The organism is Reyranella soli, assembly GCF_007992495.1.
GTDB lineage: Bacteria > Pseudomonadota > Alphaproteobacteria > Reyranellales > Reyranellaceae > Reyranella > Reyranella soli.
In genome coordinates this window covers 1-15,589 of record NZ_BKAJ01000072.1, presented here as the reverse complement: position 1 = coordinate 15,589, position 15,589 = coordinate 1, and the positions used below count along the sequence as shown (strand labels likewise).

At 67.1% G+C, this 15,589-nt stretch carries 15 protein-coding genes; 13 read left to right on the top strand and 2 right to left on the bottom strand.

Features of this window, described 5'->3' with window-relative positions:
• Positions 1-3: 3 nt before the first annotated feature.
• From ureC to urtE, 11 genes are all read left to right on the top strand, one after another.
• Positions 4-2,049, top strand: coding sequence for an urease subunit alpha (gene ureC, locus RSO01_RS20240; RefSeq protein ID WP_147151250.1), 2,046 nt, complete (start codon positions 4-6; stop codon positions 2,047-2,049).
• A 105-nt stretch (positions 2,050-2,154) separates the two neighbouring features.
• Positions 2,155-2,646, top strand: a complete 492-nt coding sequence (locus RSO01_RS20235) for an urease accessory protein UreE (RefSeq protein WP_147151248.1) — start codon at positions 2,155-2,157, stop codon at positions 2,644-2,646.
• Positions 2,636-3,319 (top strand): urease accessory protein UreF, encoded by a 684-nt coding sequence (locus tag RSO01_RS20230; protein ID WP_147151246.1) that lies wholly within the window; start codon positions 2,636-2,638, stop codon positions 3,317-3,319. The genes RSO01_RS20235 and RSO01_RS20230 overlap by 11 nt, the downstream gene beginning before the upstream one ends.
• Positions 3,316-3,747 carry a DUF3995 domain-containing protein gene (locus tag RSO01_RS20225; protein ID WP_147151244.1) on the top strand — a complete coding sequence of 144 codons (432 nt, stop codon included), beginning with the start codon at positions 3,316-3,318 and terminating at the stop codon, positions 3,745-3,747. Before RSO01_RS20230 ends, RSO01_RS20225 begins: the two co-directional genes overlap by 4 nt.
• Positions 3,744-4,370, top strand: a complete 627-nt coding sequence (gene ureG, locus RSO01_RS20220) for an urease accessory protein UreG (protein ID WP_147151242.1) — start codon at positions 3,744-3,746, stop codon at positions 4,368-4,370. The genes RSO01_RS20225 and ureG overlap by 4 nt, the downstream gene beginning before the upstream one ends.
• A gap of 17 nt (positions 4,371-4,387) precedes the next feature.
• Entirely contained in the window at positions 4,388-4,957 is a 570-nt protein-coding gene (locus tag RSO01_RS20215; protein WP_147151240.1) for a HupE/UreJ family protein, read from the top strand.
• A 90-nt stretch (positions 4,958-5,047) separates the two neighbouring features.
• Complete coding sequence (urtA, locus tag RSO01_RS20210) at positions 5,048-6,340, top strand: urea ABC transporter substrate-binding protein (RefSeq protein ID WP_147151238.1); 1,293 nt, start codon at positions 5,048-5,050, stop codon at positions 6,338-6,340.
• A gap of 94 nt (positions 6,341-6,434) precedes the next feature.
• Positions 6,435-8,048 (top strand): urea ABC transporter permease subunit UrtB, encoded by a 1,614-nt coding sequence (urtB, locus tag RSO01_RS20205; protein WP_147151236.1) that lies wholly within the window; start codon positions 6,435-6,437, stop codon positions 8,046-8,048.
• On the top strand, positions 8,045-9,163 hold the full coding sequence (gene urtC / locus RSO01_RS20200; RefSeq protein WP_147151234.1) for an urea ABC transporter permease subunit UrtC: 1,119 nt from the start codon (positions 8,045-8,047) through the stop codon (positions 9,161-9,163). Before urtB ends, urtC begins: the two co-directional genes overlap by 4 nt.
• Positions 9,164-9,173: 10 nt before the next feature.
• On the top strand, positions 9,174-9,935 hold the full coding sequence (urtD, locus tag RSO01_RS20195) for an urea ABC transporter ATP-binding protein UrtD (RefSeq protein WP_147151232.1): 762 nt from the start codon (positions 9,174-9,176) through the stop codon (positions 9,933-9,935).
• Positions 9,936-9,939: 4 nt separating this feature from the next.
• Positions 9,940-10,635 carry an urea ABC transporter ATP-binding subunit UrtE gene (gene urtE, locus RSO01_RS20190; RefSeq protein ID WP_147151230.1) on the top strand — a complete coding sequence of 232 codons (696 nt, stop codon included), beginning with the start codon at positions 9,940-9,942 and terminating at the stop codon, positions 10,633-10,635.
• Between the two features lie 4 nt (positions 10,636-10,639).
• Here the strand turns inward: urtE and RSO01_RS20185 are convergent, their stop codons facing one another.
• Both RSO01_RS20185 and RSO01_RS20180 read right to left on the bottom strand, forming a co-directional pair.
• Entirely contained in the window at positions 10,640-11,398 is a 759-nt protein-coding gene (locus RSO01_RS20185; protein ID WP_147151228.1) for a bestrophin-like domain, read from the bottom strand.
• A 21-nt stretch (positions 11,399-11,419) separates the two neighbouring features.
• Positions 11,420-13,117 (bottom strand): N-acyl-D-amino-acid deacylase family protein, encoded by a 1,698-nt coding sequence (locus RSO01_RS20180; protein WP_147151226.1) that lies wholly within the window; start codon positions 13,115-13,117, stop codon positions 11,420-11,422.
• A 79-nt stretch (positions 13,118-13,196) separates the two neighbouring features.
• Here RSO01_RS20180 and RSO01_RS20175 point away from each other — a divergent pair, with 79 nt between their 5' ends.
• Together RSO01_RS20175 and RSO01_RS20170 are read left to right on the top strand one after the other, a co-directional pair.
• Complete coding sequence (locus tag RSO01_RS20175) at positions 13,197-14,324, top strand: NADH:flavin oxidoreductase/NADH oxidase (RefSeq protein ID WP_147151224.1); 1,128 nt, start codon at positions 13,197-13,199, stop codon at positions 14,322-14,324.
• A gap of 21 nt (positions 14,325-14,345) precedes the next feature.
• Positions 14,346-15,560, top strand: a complete 1,215-nt coding sequence (locus RSO01_RS20170; RefSeq protein ID WP_147151222.1) for a CoA transferase — start codon at positions 14,346-14,348, stop codon at positions 15,558-15,560.
• The last annotated feature ends 29 nt before the right edge of the window (positions 15,561-15,589 follow it).

Below are 15,589 nucleotides of genomic sequence, written 5' to 3'. Positions count from 1 at the left end.
ACAATGATCCCAGGTGAAATCAAGGCCGGCGACGGCGAGATCGAGCTCAATAAGGGCCGTAACCCCATCACCCTCGAGGTCGCCAACACCGGCGACCGGCCGATCCAGGTCGGCAGCCACTACCATTTCTTCGAGACCAACGAGGCACTGAAGTTCGACCGCAAGCGCGCCAAGGGCATGCGGCTCGACATCGCCGCCGGCACGGCCGTGCGCTTCGAGCCCGGCCAGTCGCGCACTGTGCGGCTCACGGCCTACATGGGCGGGCGCGAGAGCCACGGCTTCCAGGCCAAGGTCTCGGGCAAGCTCGGGCCCATCGCCAAGGTCGGCCCGTCGAACGAGGGGCCGACGCGAATCAGCCGTTCGGCCTATGTTCACATGTTCGGGCCGACGACGGGTGACAAGGTGCGGCTGGCCGACACCGACCTCTTCATCGAGGTCGAGAAGGACCACACGACCTACGGCGAAGAAGTGAAGTTCGGCGGCGGCAAGGTGATCCGCGACGGCATGGGCCAGAGCCAGCGCACGCGGGCTCAGGGCGCCGTCGACACCGTGATCACCAATGCGCTGATTGTCGATCACTGGGGCATCGTGAAAGCCGATATCGGCTTGAAGGACGGGCGCATCGTCGGCATCGGCAAGGCCGGCAACCCCGACATCCAGGCCAAAGTCGACATCATCATCGGCCCCGGCACCGAGGCGATCGCGGGCGAAGGCAAGATCGTCACCGCGGGCGGCATCGACTGCCACATCCATTTCATCTGCCCGCAGCAGATCGACGATGCGCTCTACAGCGGCGTCACCACCATGATGGGCGGCGGCACCGGCCCGGCGCACGGCACCTTCGCCACCACCATCACGCCCGGCCCCTGGCACCTCGGCCGCATGCTGCAGGCGGCCGAGGGCTTCCCGATGAACCTCGGCTTCTTCGGCAAGGGCAACACCAGCAAGCCCGCCGGCATCAAGGAGCAGGTCGAGGCCGGCGCCTGCGGGCTGAAGCTGCACGAGGACTGGGGCACCACACCTGCCGCCATCGACAATTGCCTGACGGTCGCCGACCGCATGGACGTGCAGGTGGCGATCCACACCGACACGCTGAACGAGTCCGGCTTCGTCGAGACCACGCGCGCTGCCTTCAAGGGCCGCGCCATCGCCACCTTCCACACCGAAGGCGCGGGCGGCGGCCATGCACCCGACATCATCCGGCTGTGCGGCGAGAAGAACGTGCTGCCGTCGTCGACCAATCCGACGATGCCCTACACCGTGAACACGGTGGACGAGCATCTCGACATGCTGATGGTCTGCCACCATCTCGACCAGGCGATCCCCGAGGACGTGGCCTTCGCCGAGAGCCGCATCCGCAAGGAGACGATCGCCGCCGAGGACATCCTGCACGACATGGGTGCCTTCTCGATGATGTCGTCCGACAGCCAGGCCATGGGCCGCGTCGGCGAGGTCGTGATCCGCACCTGGCAGACCGCCGACAAGATGAAGAAGCAGCGCGGTCGCCTGAAGGAGGAGACCGGCGACAACGACAACGTGCGGGTCAAGCGCTACGTCGCCAAGTACACGATCAATCCCGCCATCACCCACGGCATCTCGCGCCATGTCGGCTCGATCGAGGTCGGCAAGCGCGCTGACCTTGTGATCTGGTCGCCGGCCTTCTTCGGCGCCAAGCCCGACTGCGTGCTGATCGGCGGCACGATCGTGGCGGCCCCCATGGGCGATCCCAATGCCTCGATCCCGACGCCGCAGCCCGTGCACTACCGGCCGATGTTCGGCGCCTTCGGCAAGAGCCTGGTGGCCAGCCCGGCGCTGTTCGTGTCCCAGGCAGCCATCACCAAGGGCGTCGCCAAGAAGTGGGGCCTGACGCGGCCGATGCTGGCGGTGAAGGGCACGCGCAAGATCGGCAAGAAGGACATGGTGCACAATTCCCTATGTCCCAAGATCGAGGTCGATCCCGAAACCTACGAGGTGAGGGCCGACGGCGAGCTTCTGACCTGCGAACCTGCCGAGGTGCTGCCCATGGCGCAGCGGTATTTCCTGTTCTGACGCACGTTCGATGAACCACCACACCTGTCATCCCGAGCGCAGCGAGGGACCTTTGAGGCCGCAGGAAAGGTCCCTCGCTTTGCTCGGGATGACATCGAGTTCGTGATGAAGAGAGCGATTGAAGTTGCACGCGCCGGCCATTGGCCGGCGGCCGAGCGCACCGACACCGTCACGCTGCTGTTCGACGACCGCTATCGTCGCCGCCTGCGCATGCTGGGAGACAATGGCCTCGACTTCCTGCTCGATCTCGTCGAGCCCATCGTCCTGCACACCGGCGATGGCCTCCGGCTGGAAGAGGGCGGCTTCGTCGAGGTCAAGGCGGCCGAGGAGGACCTGGTCGAGGTGCGTGGTCGCGATGCGGCGTCGTTCGCGCGCATCGCCTGGCATCTCGGCAATCGCCATCTGCCGGCCCAGATCACCGCCGACCGCATCCTGATCCGCGACGACCATGTCATCATCGATATGCTGAAAGGCCTGGGCGCCGAGGTGCGCAAGGTCAAGGCGCCGTTCGATCCCGAAGGCGGCGCCTACGGCCAGCACAATCATGACCTCGGCCATCGCCACGGCCCCTTGCACGAAAACCGTCATGGCGACTGACCCGCTCTATCGCCTGCTCGCCTGGCTGTCGCCCGCCTATCCCATCGGCGCCTTCAGCTACAGCCACGGCGTCGAGACCGCGGTCGAGGCGGGCTTCATCAGGGATCGCGCGACGCTTGTGACCTGGCTGGCAAGCGTCCTGCTGCAGGGTACGGGCGTCGTCGATGGCGCGCTGTTCGTGGCCGCCTGGCGCACCGTCGAGGCCGAGGACTGGACGTCGTTCGACGCCATTGCCGAGCGCGCGGCGGCCTGGCGCGGCACCTCGGAGATGGCGCTGGAATCGCGCCAGCAGGGCGGCTCGTTCCTCTCGATCACGCGTACCGCCTGGCCGCATCCGTCACTTGATGCCGTGCACGAGAGGCTGAGTGGCGAACTCGCATTGCCGGTCGCCGTCGCGCTCGCGGCGGCGGTGCACGGCATCGCCCTCGACCGCGCCCTGGAAGGCTACCTGCACGCCTTCACCGCCAACCTGATCTCGGCCGCGGTGCGCACCGTGCCGCTCGGCCAGAGCGACGGCCAGATCGCCCTGGCGGCGCTGGAACCCGCCGTGCGCCAGGCGTCCGAGGCCGCGCTGTCGGTGACCTCGCTCGACGAAGTCGGCACCGCCACGCCGCTGCTCGACTGGTGCTCGCTCAGCCACGAGACCCAGTACACGCGGCTGTTCCGCTCATGACCGTGTTGTTCGCCCTCCTGCTGTTCATCGGCGTCGCCGCTCCAGCCGTCGTCCATGCGATGTGGGGCATGGGCTACAACTGGCCCGAGGCCAGCGAAGAGGCGCTGGCGAAGAGCGTCGTCGGCGATGGCCGCCGCCGCATGCCGCCGGCCTGGCAATGCTACATAGTCGCCTGCGCCTTCGCGGCCGTATCGATCTGGCCGTTCATCTTGCTGGGCCGCGACGAGGAGACCTGGGTCCAGTCCGTCACCTTCATCATCGCCGGCGTGTTCATGGCGCGCGGTGTGGCGGGCTATACGCCGACCTGGCGCCTGCATTTTCGCGACGAGCCGTTTGCCACGCGCAACAGACGGTACTATTCGCCATATTGCCTGCTGATCGGCATCAGCTACCTCGCGTTGCTGGCCGGGGAGATGGAGCGTCAATGAGTCTGCGTGGCCCCCTGAGGGTGGGAGTGGGCGGTCCCGTCGGGTCGGGCAAGACCGCGCTGGTCGAGCGCCTGTGCAAGAAGATGCGCGAGGACTACGACATCGCCGTCGTCACCAACGACATCTACACCAAGGAAGACGCCGAGTTCCTGACCCGCGCCGGCGCGCTGGCGCCCGAGCGCATCGTCGGTGTCGAGACCGGCGGCTGCCCGCACACGGCGATCCGCGAGGACGCCTCGATCAACCTGGCGGCCGTGTCCGACATCGTCCGCAAGTGGCCCAAGCTGGAAATCGTGTTCGTCGAATCGGGCGGCGACAATCTCGCCGCCACCTTCTCGCCCGAGCTGGCCGATCTCACGATCTATGTGATCGACGTGGCGGCCGGCGAGAAGATTCCGCGCAAGGGCGGACCCGGCATCACCCGGTCCGACCTGCTGGTGATCAACAAGATCGACCTGGCGCCGCTCGTCGGCGCCAACCTCGATGTCATGGACCGCGATGCTCGCAAGATGCGCGGGGTCCGGCCGTTCCTGTTCTCCAATCTCAAGGAGAACAAGGGGGTCGACGATATTGCGGCGTTTATCGTACGGCAGGGCGGGCTGCCCGCCCGGCCGGGGAAGTGAAGAGGGGAACCTTTGTGATGCGTTTGAAAATCGGTCTGACCGCTCTGCTGCTCGTGGCCGCCGGCCCGGCGCTCGCCCATCCTGGCCACGAGGCCTCGGGCTTCCTGCACCCCTTCACCGGCCTGGACCACATGCTGGCCATGGTCGGCGTCGGCCTGTGGGCCGCCTTCATGGCCGGCCGCAAGCCGGTGATCGCCGTGGCCGTGCCGGCCGCCTTCCTGGTGATGATGGCGATCGGAGCAGCTGCCGGTTTTGCGGGCATAAAACTGCCTCTTGTTGAGGCGGCGATCCTGGCCTCGGTGTTCGTGATCGGCGGTCTCATCATAGGTGCAGTGCGCTTGCCGGTGGCCTGGGCGATGGCCGTCGTCGGTCTGTTTGCAGTGTTCCACGGCTATGCCCACGCCCTCGAAGCACCTCCCACGGCAGCGGGCAGCTACATCTTGGGCTTCCTTGCGGCAACGGCACTTCTTCAGGGCGTCGGCCTGGCGATCGGCTGGGTTGTGCACAGGGCTGTGGGCGATCTCGCCCTGCGTGCTTTGGGCGGCGTCGTGCTCGCGGCCGGCGCGGTCGTTCTGATCGCCCATTAAAAGTTATGCCGGACCCTAGCAGGGGTTTGGCACGGCTTTCGCTCTTGCGGCAGTTGGCGGGGGTATTCCGTCGACAAAAAGGAGAGCGGGATGAAGTTGGGATCGATTCTCAAGACAGGCGTGGTCGCCGCTGGCCTGTTGGCCGGCGCCGCGGGCAGCGCCCTGGCGCAGGGGGCGCCGATCAAGGTCGGCGTGTTGCATTCTCTGTCGGGCACGATGGCAATCAGCGAGACGACCCTGAAGGACGTCATGCTGATGCTGATCGAGGAGCAGAACAAGAAGGGCGGCGTGCTCGGCCGCAAGCTCGAGGCCGTGGTCGTCGATCCGGCGTCGAACTGGCCGCTGTTCGCCGAGAAGGCGCGCGAGCTCCTGCAGAAGGAGAAGGTCGCCGCGGTATTCGGCTGCTGGACCTCGGTCAGCCGCAAGTCGGTGCTGCCGGTGTTCGAGGAGCTGAACGGCATCCTGTTCTACCCGGTTCAGTACGAGGGTGAGGAGAGCTCGCGCAACGTGTTCTACACCGGCGCCGCGCCGAACCAGCAGGCGATCCCGGCCGTCGACTACCTGATGAACAACGAGAAGGTGCAGCGCTGGGTCCTGGCCGGCACCGACTACGTCTATCCGCGCACGACCAACAAGATCCTCGAGGCGTACCTCAAGCAGAAGGGCGTCAAGCAGGAAGACATCATGATTAACTACACGCCGTTCGGTCATTCCGACTGGCAGTCGATCGTGGCGGAGATCAAGAAGTTCGGCTCGGCCGGCAAGAAGACGGCCGTCGTGTCGACCATCAACGGCGACGCCAACGTGCCGTTCTACAAGGAGCTGGGCAACGCCGGCATCAAGGCCAAGGACATCCCGGTGGTGGCGTTCTCGGTCGGTGAGGAAGAGCTCGCCGGCATCGACACCAAGCCGCTGCTCGGCCACCTCGCGGCCTGGAACTACTTCCAGTCGGTGAAGAACCCGAGCAACGAGGCCTTCATCAAGGCCTGGCAGACCTTCACCAAGAACCCGAAGCGCGTGACCAACGATCCGATGGAAGCCCATGTGATCGGCTTCAACATGTGGATCGAGGCGGTGAAGAAGGCCGGCACGACGGATCCCGACGCGGTGATCGACGCCATGATCGGCATCACCGTGCCGAACCTGTCGGGTGGCTACTCGGCGATGATGCCGAACCACCACATCACCAAGCCCGTCCTGATCGGCGAGATCCAGGGCAACGGCCAGTTCGACACGGTGTGGCAGACCCCGGGCCTGGTGGTCGCGGAAGAGTGGTCGCCCTACCTGCCGGACTCCAAGGACCTGATCGCCGATTGGCGCAAGCCCATGAACTGCGGCAACTTCAACGTTGTCTCGGGCAAGTGCGGCGGCAAGGGCAAGTAGTCCAGAGTTCGCTCAACTCGCCCATTTAAATCAACAGGGGGCGGGGCGACTTTCGAGTCGCCCCGTTCTGATCTTGGGGTTATTCGTCAGAGTCATGTTTTTCCTGCGCCTGCTAACGGGGGTGTCGTCGGCGCTGGCCGTGGTGTTGATCACCGCGACGGCCTGGGCTGCCGATCTTCAGACCCTCGTGACCAACCTCACCACCGGCGGTTTCGGTGATCGCGAGAAGGCGATCAGCGAACTGGTCGCCTCGGGCGAGGCGCGCGCCGCGCCCATCCTCGAGGCGCTGGCGGCAGGCCAGCTCTATGTCCGCAAGGCCGACAACGTCGTGGTGATCGGCAAGGCCGACGGCAACAAGCTTGCGCTCAGTGAAGCCGTGTCCGGCAAGCCGGCCGGCAGCGGCACCGAGGCCGAGCTCGACCGGGTGCGCGTCAACAACCGGCTGCGCGGCGTCATCGAGGCTGCCGTCGGCTCGCTCACCCTCATGAGCCCCGACGCCCGTGTTAGGCGCGACGCGGCCGACTCGCTGTTCAAGCGTCCCGACCCCACGGCGCTCGGCGCCCTCGACGCGGCGATCGCCGCCGAGAAGGATGCGCGCATCAAGACCGCCTTCCAGGAGGCGCGGGCGGCGGTCGTGCTTACCTCCGATGCGTCCAAGCAGGACAAGCTCGCCGCGCTCGAGGTCGTGCGCGACAAGGGCAATCGCGACGCGCTGAGCGTGTTGCAGGCGGCCATCAACAGCCAATCCGATCCCGAGGTGAAAGCCGCGGCCACGGCGGCGGCGGCCTCGGTGCGCCAGACCCTGGCCGGCTGGGAGGCTGCGCAGAACGTCTGGTACGGCATTTCGCTCGGCTCGGTGCTGCTGTTGGCCGCCATCGGGCTCGCCATCACCTTCGGCACCATGGGCGTGATCAACATGGCGCATGGCGAGATGGTGATGCTGGGCGCCTACACGACCTTCGTCGTGCAGGACATCATCCGCACCTCGTTTCCGCACCTGTTCGACGCCTCGCTGCTGATCGCCCTGCCGCTCGCCTTCCTGGTCGCGGGCGTCGTCGGCATCGCCATCGAACGCGGCATCATCCGCTTCCTGTACGGCCGGCCGCTCGATACCTTGCTCGCCACCTGGGGCCTGTCGCTGGTGCTGCAGCAGGCCGTGCGTTCGATCTTCGGTCCGTCCAATCGCGAGGTCGGCGCGCCAGCCTTCATGTCGGGCGCCTTCCAGCTGGGCCAGCTCACCATCACCTACGGCCGCCTGTGGATCGTGGTGTTCTCGCTCCTGGTGTTCGCCACCTTGATCCTGGTGCTGCGCAAGACGCCGCTCGGCCTCTACATGCGCGCCGTCACCCAGAACCGGCCGATGGCCTCGGCCATGGGCATCCGCACCCCGCGCGTCGATGCGCTGACCTTCGGCCTCGGCTCGGGCATCGCCGGTCTCGCCGGCGTGGCGCTGAGCCAGATCGACAATGTCAGCCCCAACCTCGGTCAGGGTTACATCATCGACTCCTTCATGGTCGTGGTGTTCGGCGGCGTCGGCAATCTGTTCGGCACGCTGGTCGGCGCGACCGCGCTCGGCATCGTCAACAAGTTCCTCGAACCCTATGCCGGCGCGGTGCTGGGCAAGATCCTGGTGCTGGTGTTCATCATCCTGTTCATCCAGCGTCGGCCGCGCGGGCTGTTCGCGCTGAAGGGCCGGTCTGTCGAATGATCACGCGCTTCCTCTGGCAGGGCATGGGCCCCAGCCTGCGCGTCGCCGTGCTGTTCGTGCTGGCGATTGGCATCATCCTGCCGCTCCTGAACCAGCTCATGCCGGCCAGCAACGCGCTCTACGTGCCGGCCTGGGTGCTGCAGCTCATCGGCAAGTACCTGTGCTTCGCCTCGCTGGCGCTCGCCGTCGACCTCGTCTGGGGCTTCTGCGGCATCCTCACGCTCGGCCACGCCGCCTTCTTCGCGCTGGGCGGCTACTGCATGGGCATGTACCTGATGCGCCAGATCGGCAGCCGCGGCCAGTACGGCAATCCGCTGCTGCCCGACTTCATGGTGTTTTTGAACTACAAGGAGCTGCCCTGGTTCTGGCACGGCTTCGACCAGTTCTGGTTCGCCGCCATCATGATCGTCCTGGTGCCGAGCCTGCTTGCCCTGGCGCTCGGCTGGTTCGCCTTCAGGAGCCGCGTCACCGGCGTCTATCTGTCGATCATCACCCAGGCGATGACTTTCGCCCTCATGCTCGCCTTCTTCCGCAACGACATGGGGCTGGGCGGCAACAACGGCATGACCGACTTCAAGGACATACTGGGCTTCTCCGTGCAGTCCGACGCCACACGTGCCACGCTGTGCTTCGCCTCGGCGCTGGTGCTGGCGATCTTCCTGGTGATCTCGGCCGCCGTCGTCGGCTCGCGCTTCGGCAAGGCGCTGACCGCGGTGCGCGATGCCGAAAGCCGCATGCGCTTCCTGGGCTACCGAGTCGAAGGCTACAAGCTCTTCGTCTTCGTGCTGTCGGCGGCGATGGCGGGCATCGCGGGCGCGCTGTACGTGCCGCAGGTCGGCATCATCAATCCCAGCGAGTTCTCGCCCGGCAACTCGATCGAGGCCGTGCTGTGGGTTGCCGTCGGCGGCCGCGGCACGCTGATCGGGCCGGTGATCGGCGCCTTCCTGGTCAACTGGGGCAAGACCTACCTGACGGGCGCGCTGCCCGAGGTCTGGCTGTTCGCGTTGGGCGCCCTCTTCATTGCCGTCACCCTGTTCCTGCCCAAGGGCGTGGTCGGCCTGTGGTCGCAGATCCGCTCACGCGGCACGACGCGCAAGGCGAAGGTGCCCGCATGAGGACAAGGGCATGAGCATGACCGAGCAGAGAAGCACCTCAGCGCTGCTCTATCTCAGCGGCGTCACCGTGTCGTTCGACGGCTTCAAGGCGTTGAACAACCTCTCCCTGCTGGTCGAGCCGGGCGAGATGCGCGCCATCATCGGCCCCAACGGCGCCGGGAAGACCACCATGATGGACGTCGTCACCGGCAAGACGCGGCCGGACGAGGGCGAGGTCGTGTTCGACGGCAAGGCCGACCTCACCAAGCTCGACGAGGCCGACATCGCCACCTTGGGCATTGGCCGCAAGTTCCAGAAGCCTACCGTGTTCGAGAACCACACGGTGCGCGACAATCTTCTGCTGGCGCTGGCGGGCCTGCGCAGTTGGTACAAGCTGCTGCTCGCCGCGCCGACCAAGGCCGAGAACAACCGGCTGGACGAGATTCTGTCGATCATCCGCATGGAGCCGCAGCAGCACATGCTGGCGGCACGTCTCAGCCATGGCCAGAAGCAGTGGCTGGAGATCGGCATGCTGCTCGCCCAGGATCCCAAGCTGCTTCTGGTCGACGAGCCGGTGGCCGGCATGACCGACGTCGAGACTGAGACCACCGCCCAGGTGCTGCGCGAGATCAACAAGACGCACTCGGTCGTCGTGGTCGAGCACGACATGAGCTTCGTGCGCGCGCTCGGCGTCAAGGTGACGGTGCTGCACGAAGGCTCGATGCTGGCCGAGGGCACGCTCGACCAGGTGAGCGCCGATCCGCGCGTCGTCGAAGTCTATCTCGGGCGCTGACGCGATGCTCACGGTCCAGAACATCAACCTCTTCTATGGCGCCGCCCAGGCGCTGCGCTCGGTGTCGCTCAGCGCCAATATCGGCCGCGTCACCTGCCTGCTCGGCCGCAACGGCGTCGGCAAGACCAGCCTTTTGCGCGCCATCTGCGGCCTGCAGCCGATCGCGTCGGGCTCGATCTCACTCGACGGCCAGGACGTGTCGCGCCTGCCGCCCTACGATCGCGCGCGGCGCGGCGTCGCCCTCGTGCCGCAGGGCCGTGAGATCTTCCCGCTGCTGACGGTGAAGGAGAACCTCGAGACCGGCTTCGCGCCGGTCAGCCGCGACCACAAGAAGGTGCCGGACGAGGTGTTCGAGCTCTTCCCGGTGCTGCAGTCGATGCTGCGTCGCCGCGGCGGCGACCTGTCGGGCGGGCAGCAGCAGCAGCTCGCCATCGGCCGTGCGCTCACCATGCGGCCCAAGCTCCTGGTGCTCGACGAGCCGACCGAGGGCATCCAGCCGTCGGTGATCAAGGACATCGGCCGCGCCATCACCTTCCTGCGCCAGCGCGGCGACATGGCGATCCTGCTGGTCGAGCAGTATCTCGACTTCGCCCACGAGCTCGCCGACGATTTCGCCGTGATGGACCGCGGCGAGATCGTGATGTCGGGAACACGCGAGACCTTCGATACCGAGGCCGTGCGCCGTCACATGACGGTCTAGCGGCTCAGACCTTCATGCCGTCGAGCGTCTCGACCAGCGGCGCGATGTTGGTCCGGATGAAGCCGTAGCGCGGATAGTCGAGGTCGATCGTCATCCACAGGGCGGCCGCCAGCACGACTCCGTACGTTGCATCGAGCGCCGTGAATCGTCGTCCGACCTGGCCGTGGCCAAAGGCTGCCAGGCCGAGGCTCAGTCCGGCGGTCACGAGCAAGGCCACGAAGATGGCGGTCGGCAGGTGGCGTCGCGCGGCCGAGAGGTGGACGGTGTGCAGGTCGATGACGTCGTTGATCGACGGCAGGACAAGCAGCGTGAGCGTCTGATTGCCCTGAGTGCCCTCCAGCGCTGCCTTCCACAGCCGGTCGTGGAAGCCGCCCGCCTTGGCGATGCGGGAAAGGATTGCCGCCATGTCCTCTTCCTGCAGCAGGGCGACACGATCGGCCGCGTAGTCGCGCAGCGCCTCCTTCAGCTTGCCCCGCGCCGGCTCCGGCAGCGTCTCGGCACGCAGCCAGGCCGTTCCCAGCGCGTTGGCTTCCTTGACGATGATGTCGAGGCGGTCGACGTAGCGTGAGGCCGCGCCGGAAAAGGCGAAGCCGATCAGGAAGGCCACCACCGCAAAGGTGGCGCCCCGCACGATGCCGAGTTGGCGGTCGAACACCTCGTCGCGTGGGCCGGTCCACCGGCCCAGCCAGTGGCCGACTTCCGCAGCAGCGAGCGCGCCGGCCACGAGGACGAGCAGTAGGAGGAGCGGGGGCAGCGCAGTCATCGGCGGGGCAGCCGCCAAGCTTTACGGCTGTTGCGCCCCTCGTACAAGCGTGCCCGGCCGCTCGCCGGTCAACTCGTCATTGTGCACCGTCTCGACGCCCGCATTGAAGGTGTGGCGGTAGCCCGAGGCGCGCTGGATCAGTCTGCGGCCGCCCGCCGGCAGGTCGTAGACCACCTCGGGCCGCTTCAGCGTGAGGGCGTCGTAGTCGATCACGTTGATGTCGGCCTTGTGCCCCGGCGCTAAAAGGCCGCGATCGCAGAGGCCGTAGGCCTCCGCCGTGCCGCGCGTCTGCTTGGCCACCAGGAATTCCAGCGACAGCTTCGGCCCGCGCGTGCGGTCGCGGCCCCACAAGGTCAGCAACGAGGTCGGCGAGGAGGCATCGCAGATCACGCCGACATGCGCGCCGCCGTCGGCGACGCCGAGCACCGTCGCCGAATCGGTGATCATCTCGTGCACCACGTCGAGGCTGCCGTAGGCGTAGTTCTCGAACGGCAACATCAGCAGGCCCTTGCCGTTGCGCGCCAAAAGCTCGTCGAGCGCGACGGCCTGCGGCGTCTTTCCGCTGCGCTGGGCGATGGCGGCGATCGAATCGTTGGCGTCTGGCTCGTAGTCCGGCCTGTCGCTCACCGGGAACATCTTGTGAAACGAGTCGGCCATGAAGGCACGCGGGCCCGCCGGTTCCTCGACGAGGCGGCGACGCAGCTCGGCGTCGGCGGCGAGGCGCTGATAGCGCTCGGCCGGCGAGAGCTTGCGCATTTCCAGCCACGCCGGATGCGCGGCGAAGGGATGTGCCGTCGTCTCCAGGCCCATGATGACGCCGATCGGCCGCGAGCCGACCTGCGCATTGGCCAGGCGGCCGGCTTTGCGCACGCCGTGGATCTGGTCGAGCGTCTCGCGCCACAGCTTCGGCTGGGCATCGACCTGCACCAGCAGGCACGACAGTGGCCGGCCGGCGAGGGCCGACGCTGCTTCCAATGCATCGAATTCACCCGGCCCGAAGTCGGAATTGACCTGCAGCACGCCGCGCCCGGCGCGCTTCATGCCGAGCGCGATGCCCAAAAGCTCGGCCTCGCGGGCGCTGAGCGAGGGCGTGAAGCGGCCGTCCTTGGCCTTGTGCTTGGTGGTGCGCGAGGTGGTGAAGCCCATCGCGCCGGCGCGCAAGGCTTCCTCGGTCAGTCGCGCCATCTCCTCGATCTCGCGCTCGCTCGGCACCTCGGCGTGATCGGCGCCGCGATCGCCCATGACGTAAAAGCGCAGCGCGCCGTGCGGCAGCTGGGCCGCGACATCGACGGCGCGGCTCATCGAGGCCAGCGTATCGAGATAGTCGGGGAACGACTCCCAGTCGAACTTCACGCCTTCGTTCAGCACCGTGCCGGGAATGTCCTCGACGCCTTCCATCAGGTTGATCAGGTAGGGCGACTTGCCCGGCCGCACCGGCGCGAAGCCGACGCCGCAATTGCCGAATACCGTGGTGGTCACGCCGTGCCACGATGAGGGCGTGACGAATGGGTCCCAGGTCGCCTGGCCGTCATAGTGCGTGTGAATATCGACGAAGCCCGGTGTCACCATCAGGCCGCCGGCATCGATCTCGCGCTTGCCTTTGCCGAGCTTGGGGCCGACGGCCGCGATCCTGCCGTCCTGCACGGCGACATCGGCCACGCGGCGCGGACCGCCCGAGCCGTCAAAAACGGTTCCGTTTCGGATGACGAGGTCAAACATGGCGCAAGGATAGGCCGCACCCCGCCGGCCGGTCTATGTTCCCGACCCACACAAGCCATCCCGTCCGGGGGACCGACCTTTGCAGAAACCGCTTCTCTTCCAGCCGCTCAAGCTGCGCGGCGTCACCGCGCCCAACCGCTGCGTGGTCTCGCCCATGGTCCAGTACCGCGCCACCGACGGGGAGGTGAACGACTACCATCTGGTCCATCTCGGCAAGTTCGCGCTCGGCAAGTTCGGCATCGTCTTCACCGAGAACTGCGCCGTCGAGCCGCGCGGGCGCGTCACCCAGGGCGACCTCGGCATGTGGGACGACGGCCAGATCGAGGGCCACAGGCGGCTGGTGCGCTTCCTCAAGCAGGAGGGCGCGCTCGCCGGCACGCAGATCACCCATTCCGGCCGCAAGGGGTCGACGCCGCGCTCCTTCGACAAGCCGGGGCAACTCGGGCCCGAGGGCGCGGGCTGGCAAAAATGGCAGACAGTCGGTCCGTCCGAGCTGCCGGCGGACAAGGGCTGGACGATCCCGCGCCAGCTCGAGGCCGCCGATATCGAAGACCTGGTGAAGAGGTTCGGCGAGGCCGCCAGGCGCGCCGACGCGGCGGGCTACGACGTGATCGAGATTCACGGCGCGCACGGCTATCTGCTGGCGCAGTTCCTGTCGCCGATCAGCAACAAGCGCAACGACCAGTATGGCGGCGACCGCGCCGGCCGCATGCGCTTCCCGCTCGCCGCGGCCAGGGCGGTGCGCGAGAACTGGCCCGAGCACAAGCCGATGTTCATCCGCGTGTCGGCTGTCGACGGCGCCGGCGGCTGGGAGGTCGAGGACACGGTGGTGTTCGCGCAGGCGCTGAAGGAGCTCGGCGTCGACGTGATCGACGTCTCCTCGGGCGGCCTCACCGGTCTTTCGACGGCCCTGCCGGTCAAGCGTTCGCTCGGCTTCCAGGTGCCGTTTTCCGCGGCGGTCAAGCGCCAGGCCGGCATCACCACCATGGCGGTCGGCTTGATCCTCGATGGCCCGCAGGCCGAGGCCATCCTGCAGGCGGGCGACGCCGACCTGATCGCAATCGGCCGCCAGGCCCTCTACGACCCGTTCTGGGCGCTGCACGCGGCGCAGGAGCTGGGCTGCGACAGCGACTTCGAGATGTGGACGCCCGAATACGGCTGGTGGCTCGACAAGCGCAAGAACAACCTCGTCGGCTTGAAGAAGTAAGACAGACACGGGAAACGCAAGATGACAGGCATTCTGGCCGGCCTTCGCATCGTCGAAGGCTCGGCGTTCATTGCTGCTCCGCTGGGCGGCATGACCTTGGCGCAGCTCGGCGCCGACGTGATCCGGTTCGACGACATCAAGGGCGGGCTCGACAGCGACCGCTGGCCGATCACCAAGGACGGCCGGTCGATCTACTGGGCCGGCCTCAACAAGGGCAAGCGCTCGATCGCCGTCGACCTGCGCAACCCGCGCGGCCACGAGCTTCTGACCGCGCTGATCACCGCGCCGGGCGAAGGCGCGGGCATCTTCACCACCAACATGCCGGCGCGCGGCTGGCTCTCCTACGAGGAGCTGGCGAAGAAGCGCGCCGACCTGATCGCGCTCAACATCGTCGGCGCGCGCGACGGCAGCGCGCATGTCGACTACACGGTGAACGCCATCACCGGCTTCCCCATGGTCACCGGCCCGGTCGGCCATGACGGACCGGTGAATGCCGTGGCGCCGCCCTGGGATCTCGCCACCGCCTATGCCGGCGCGCTCGCCATCGTCGCCGCCGAGCGCCATCGCCGCATGACGGGGCAGGGGCAGCGCATCGTGCTGCCGTTGCAGGACATGGCGTTGGCCGCCACCTCGGCGCTTGGCTACATCGGCGAAGCCGCCGTCAACAACGTCGACCGCCCGCGCTTCGGCAACGAGATTTTCGGCACCTTCGGCCGCGACTTCAAAACCAAGGACGGCCGCTTCGTCATGATCTGCATCTTCTCCGACCGCCATGTCGATGCCCTGGCCGAGGCCGGCGGCTTCGCCAAGGCGTTCAAGAAGATCGAGGCGAGCAAAGGCGTCGACCTCAAGACCGACGCCGGTCGCTGGACGGCGCGCGCCGAACTCTGCGCCGTCATCGAGCCATGGGTGGCGGCACAGACCGCCGCCGAGGTCAGCGCGGCGCTGAAGAAGGCCGGCGCGCTCTGGGCGCCGTACCAGAGCTTCCGAGAACTCGCGGCCGACAAGGCCAATGTGCTCGACAACCCGATGTTCACTGTCCTCGACCAGCCCGGCATCGGCCGCTATCCGGTGGCGGCGACGCCCTTCCAGTTCGGCGCCTTCGAGCGCCAGCGGCCGCGCGTCGCCCCCACTTTGGGCCAGCACACGGATGAGATCTTGTCGGGTATTTTAGGGCTCTCCGATCGCGAGATCGGCAAGCTCCATGACGACAGGGTTGTCGCCGGGCCGCAGTAGTGTTGTCATCCCGAGCGTAGCGAGGGACC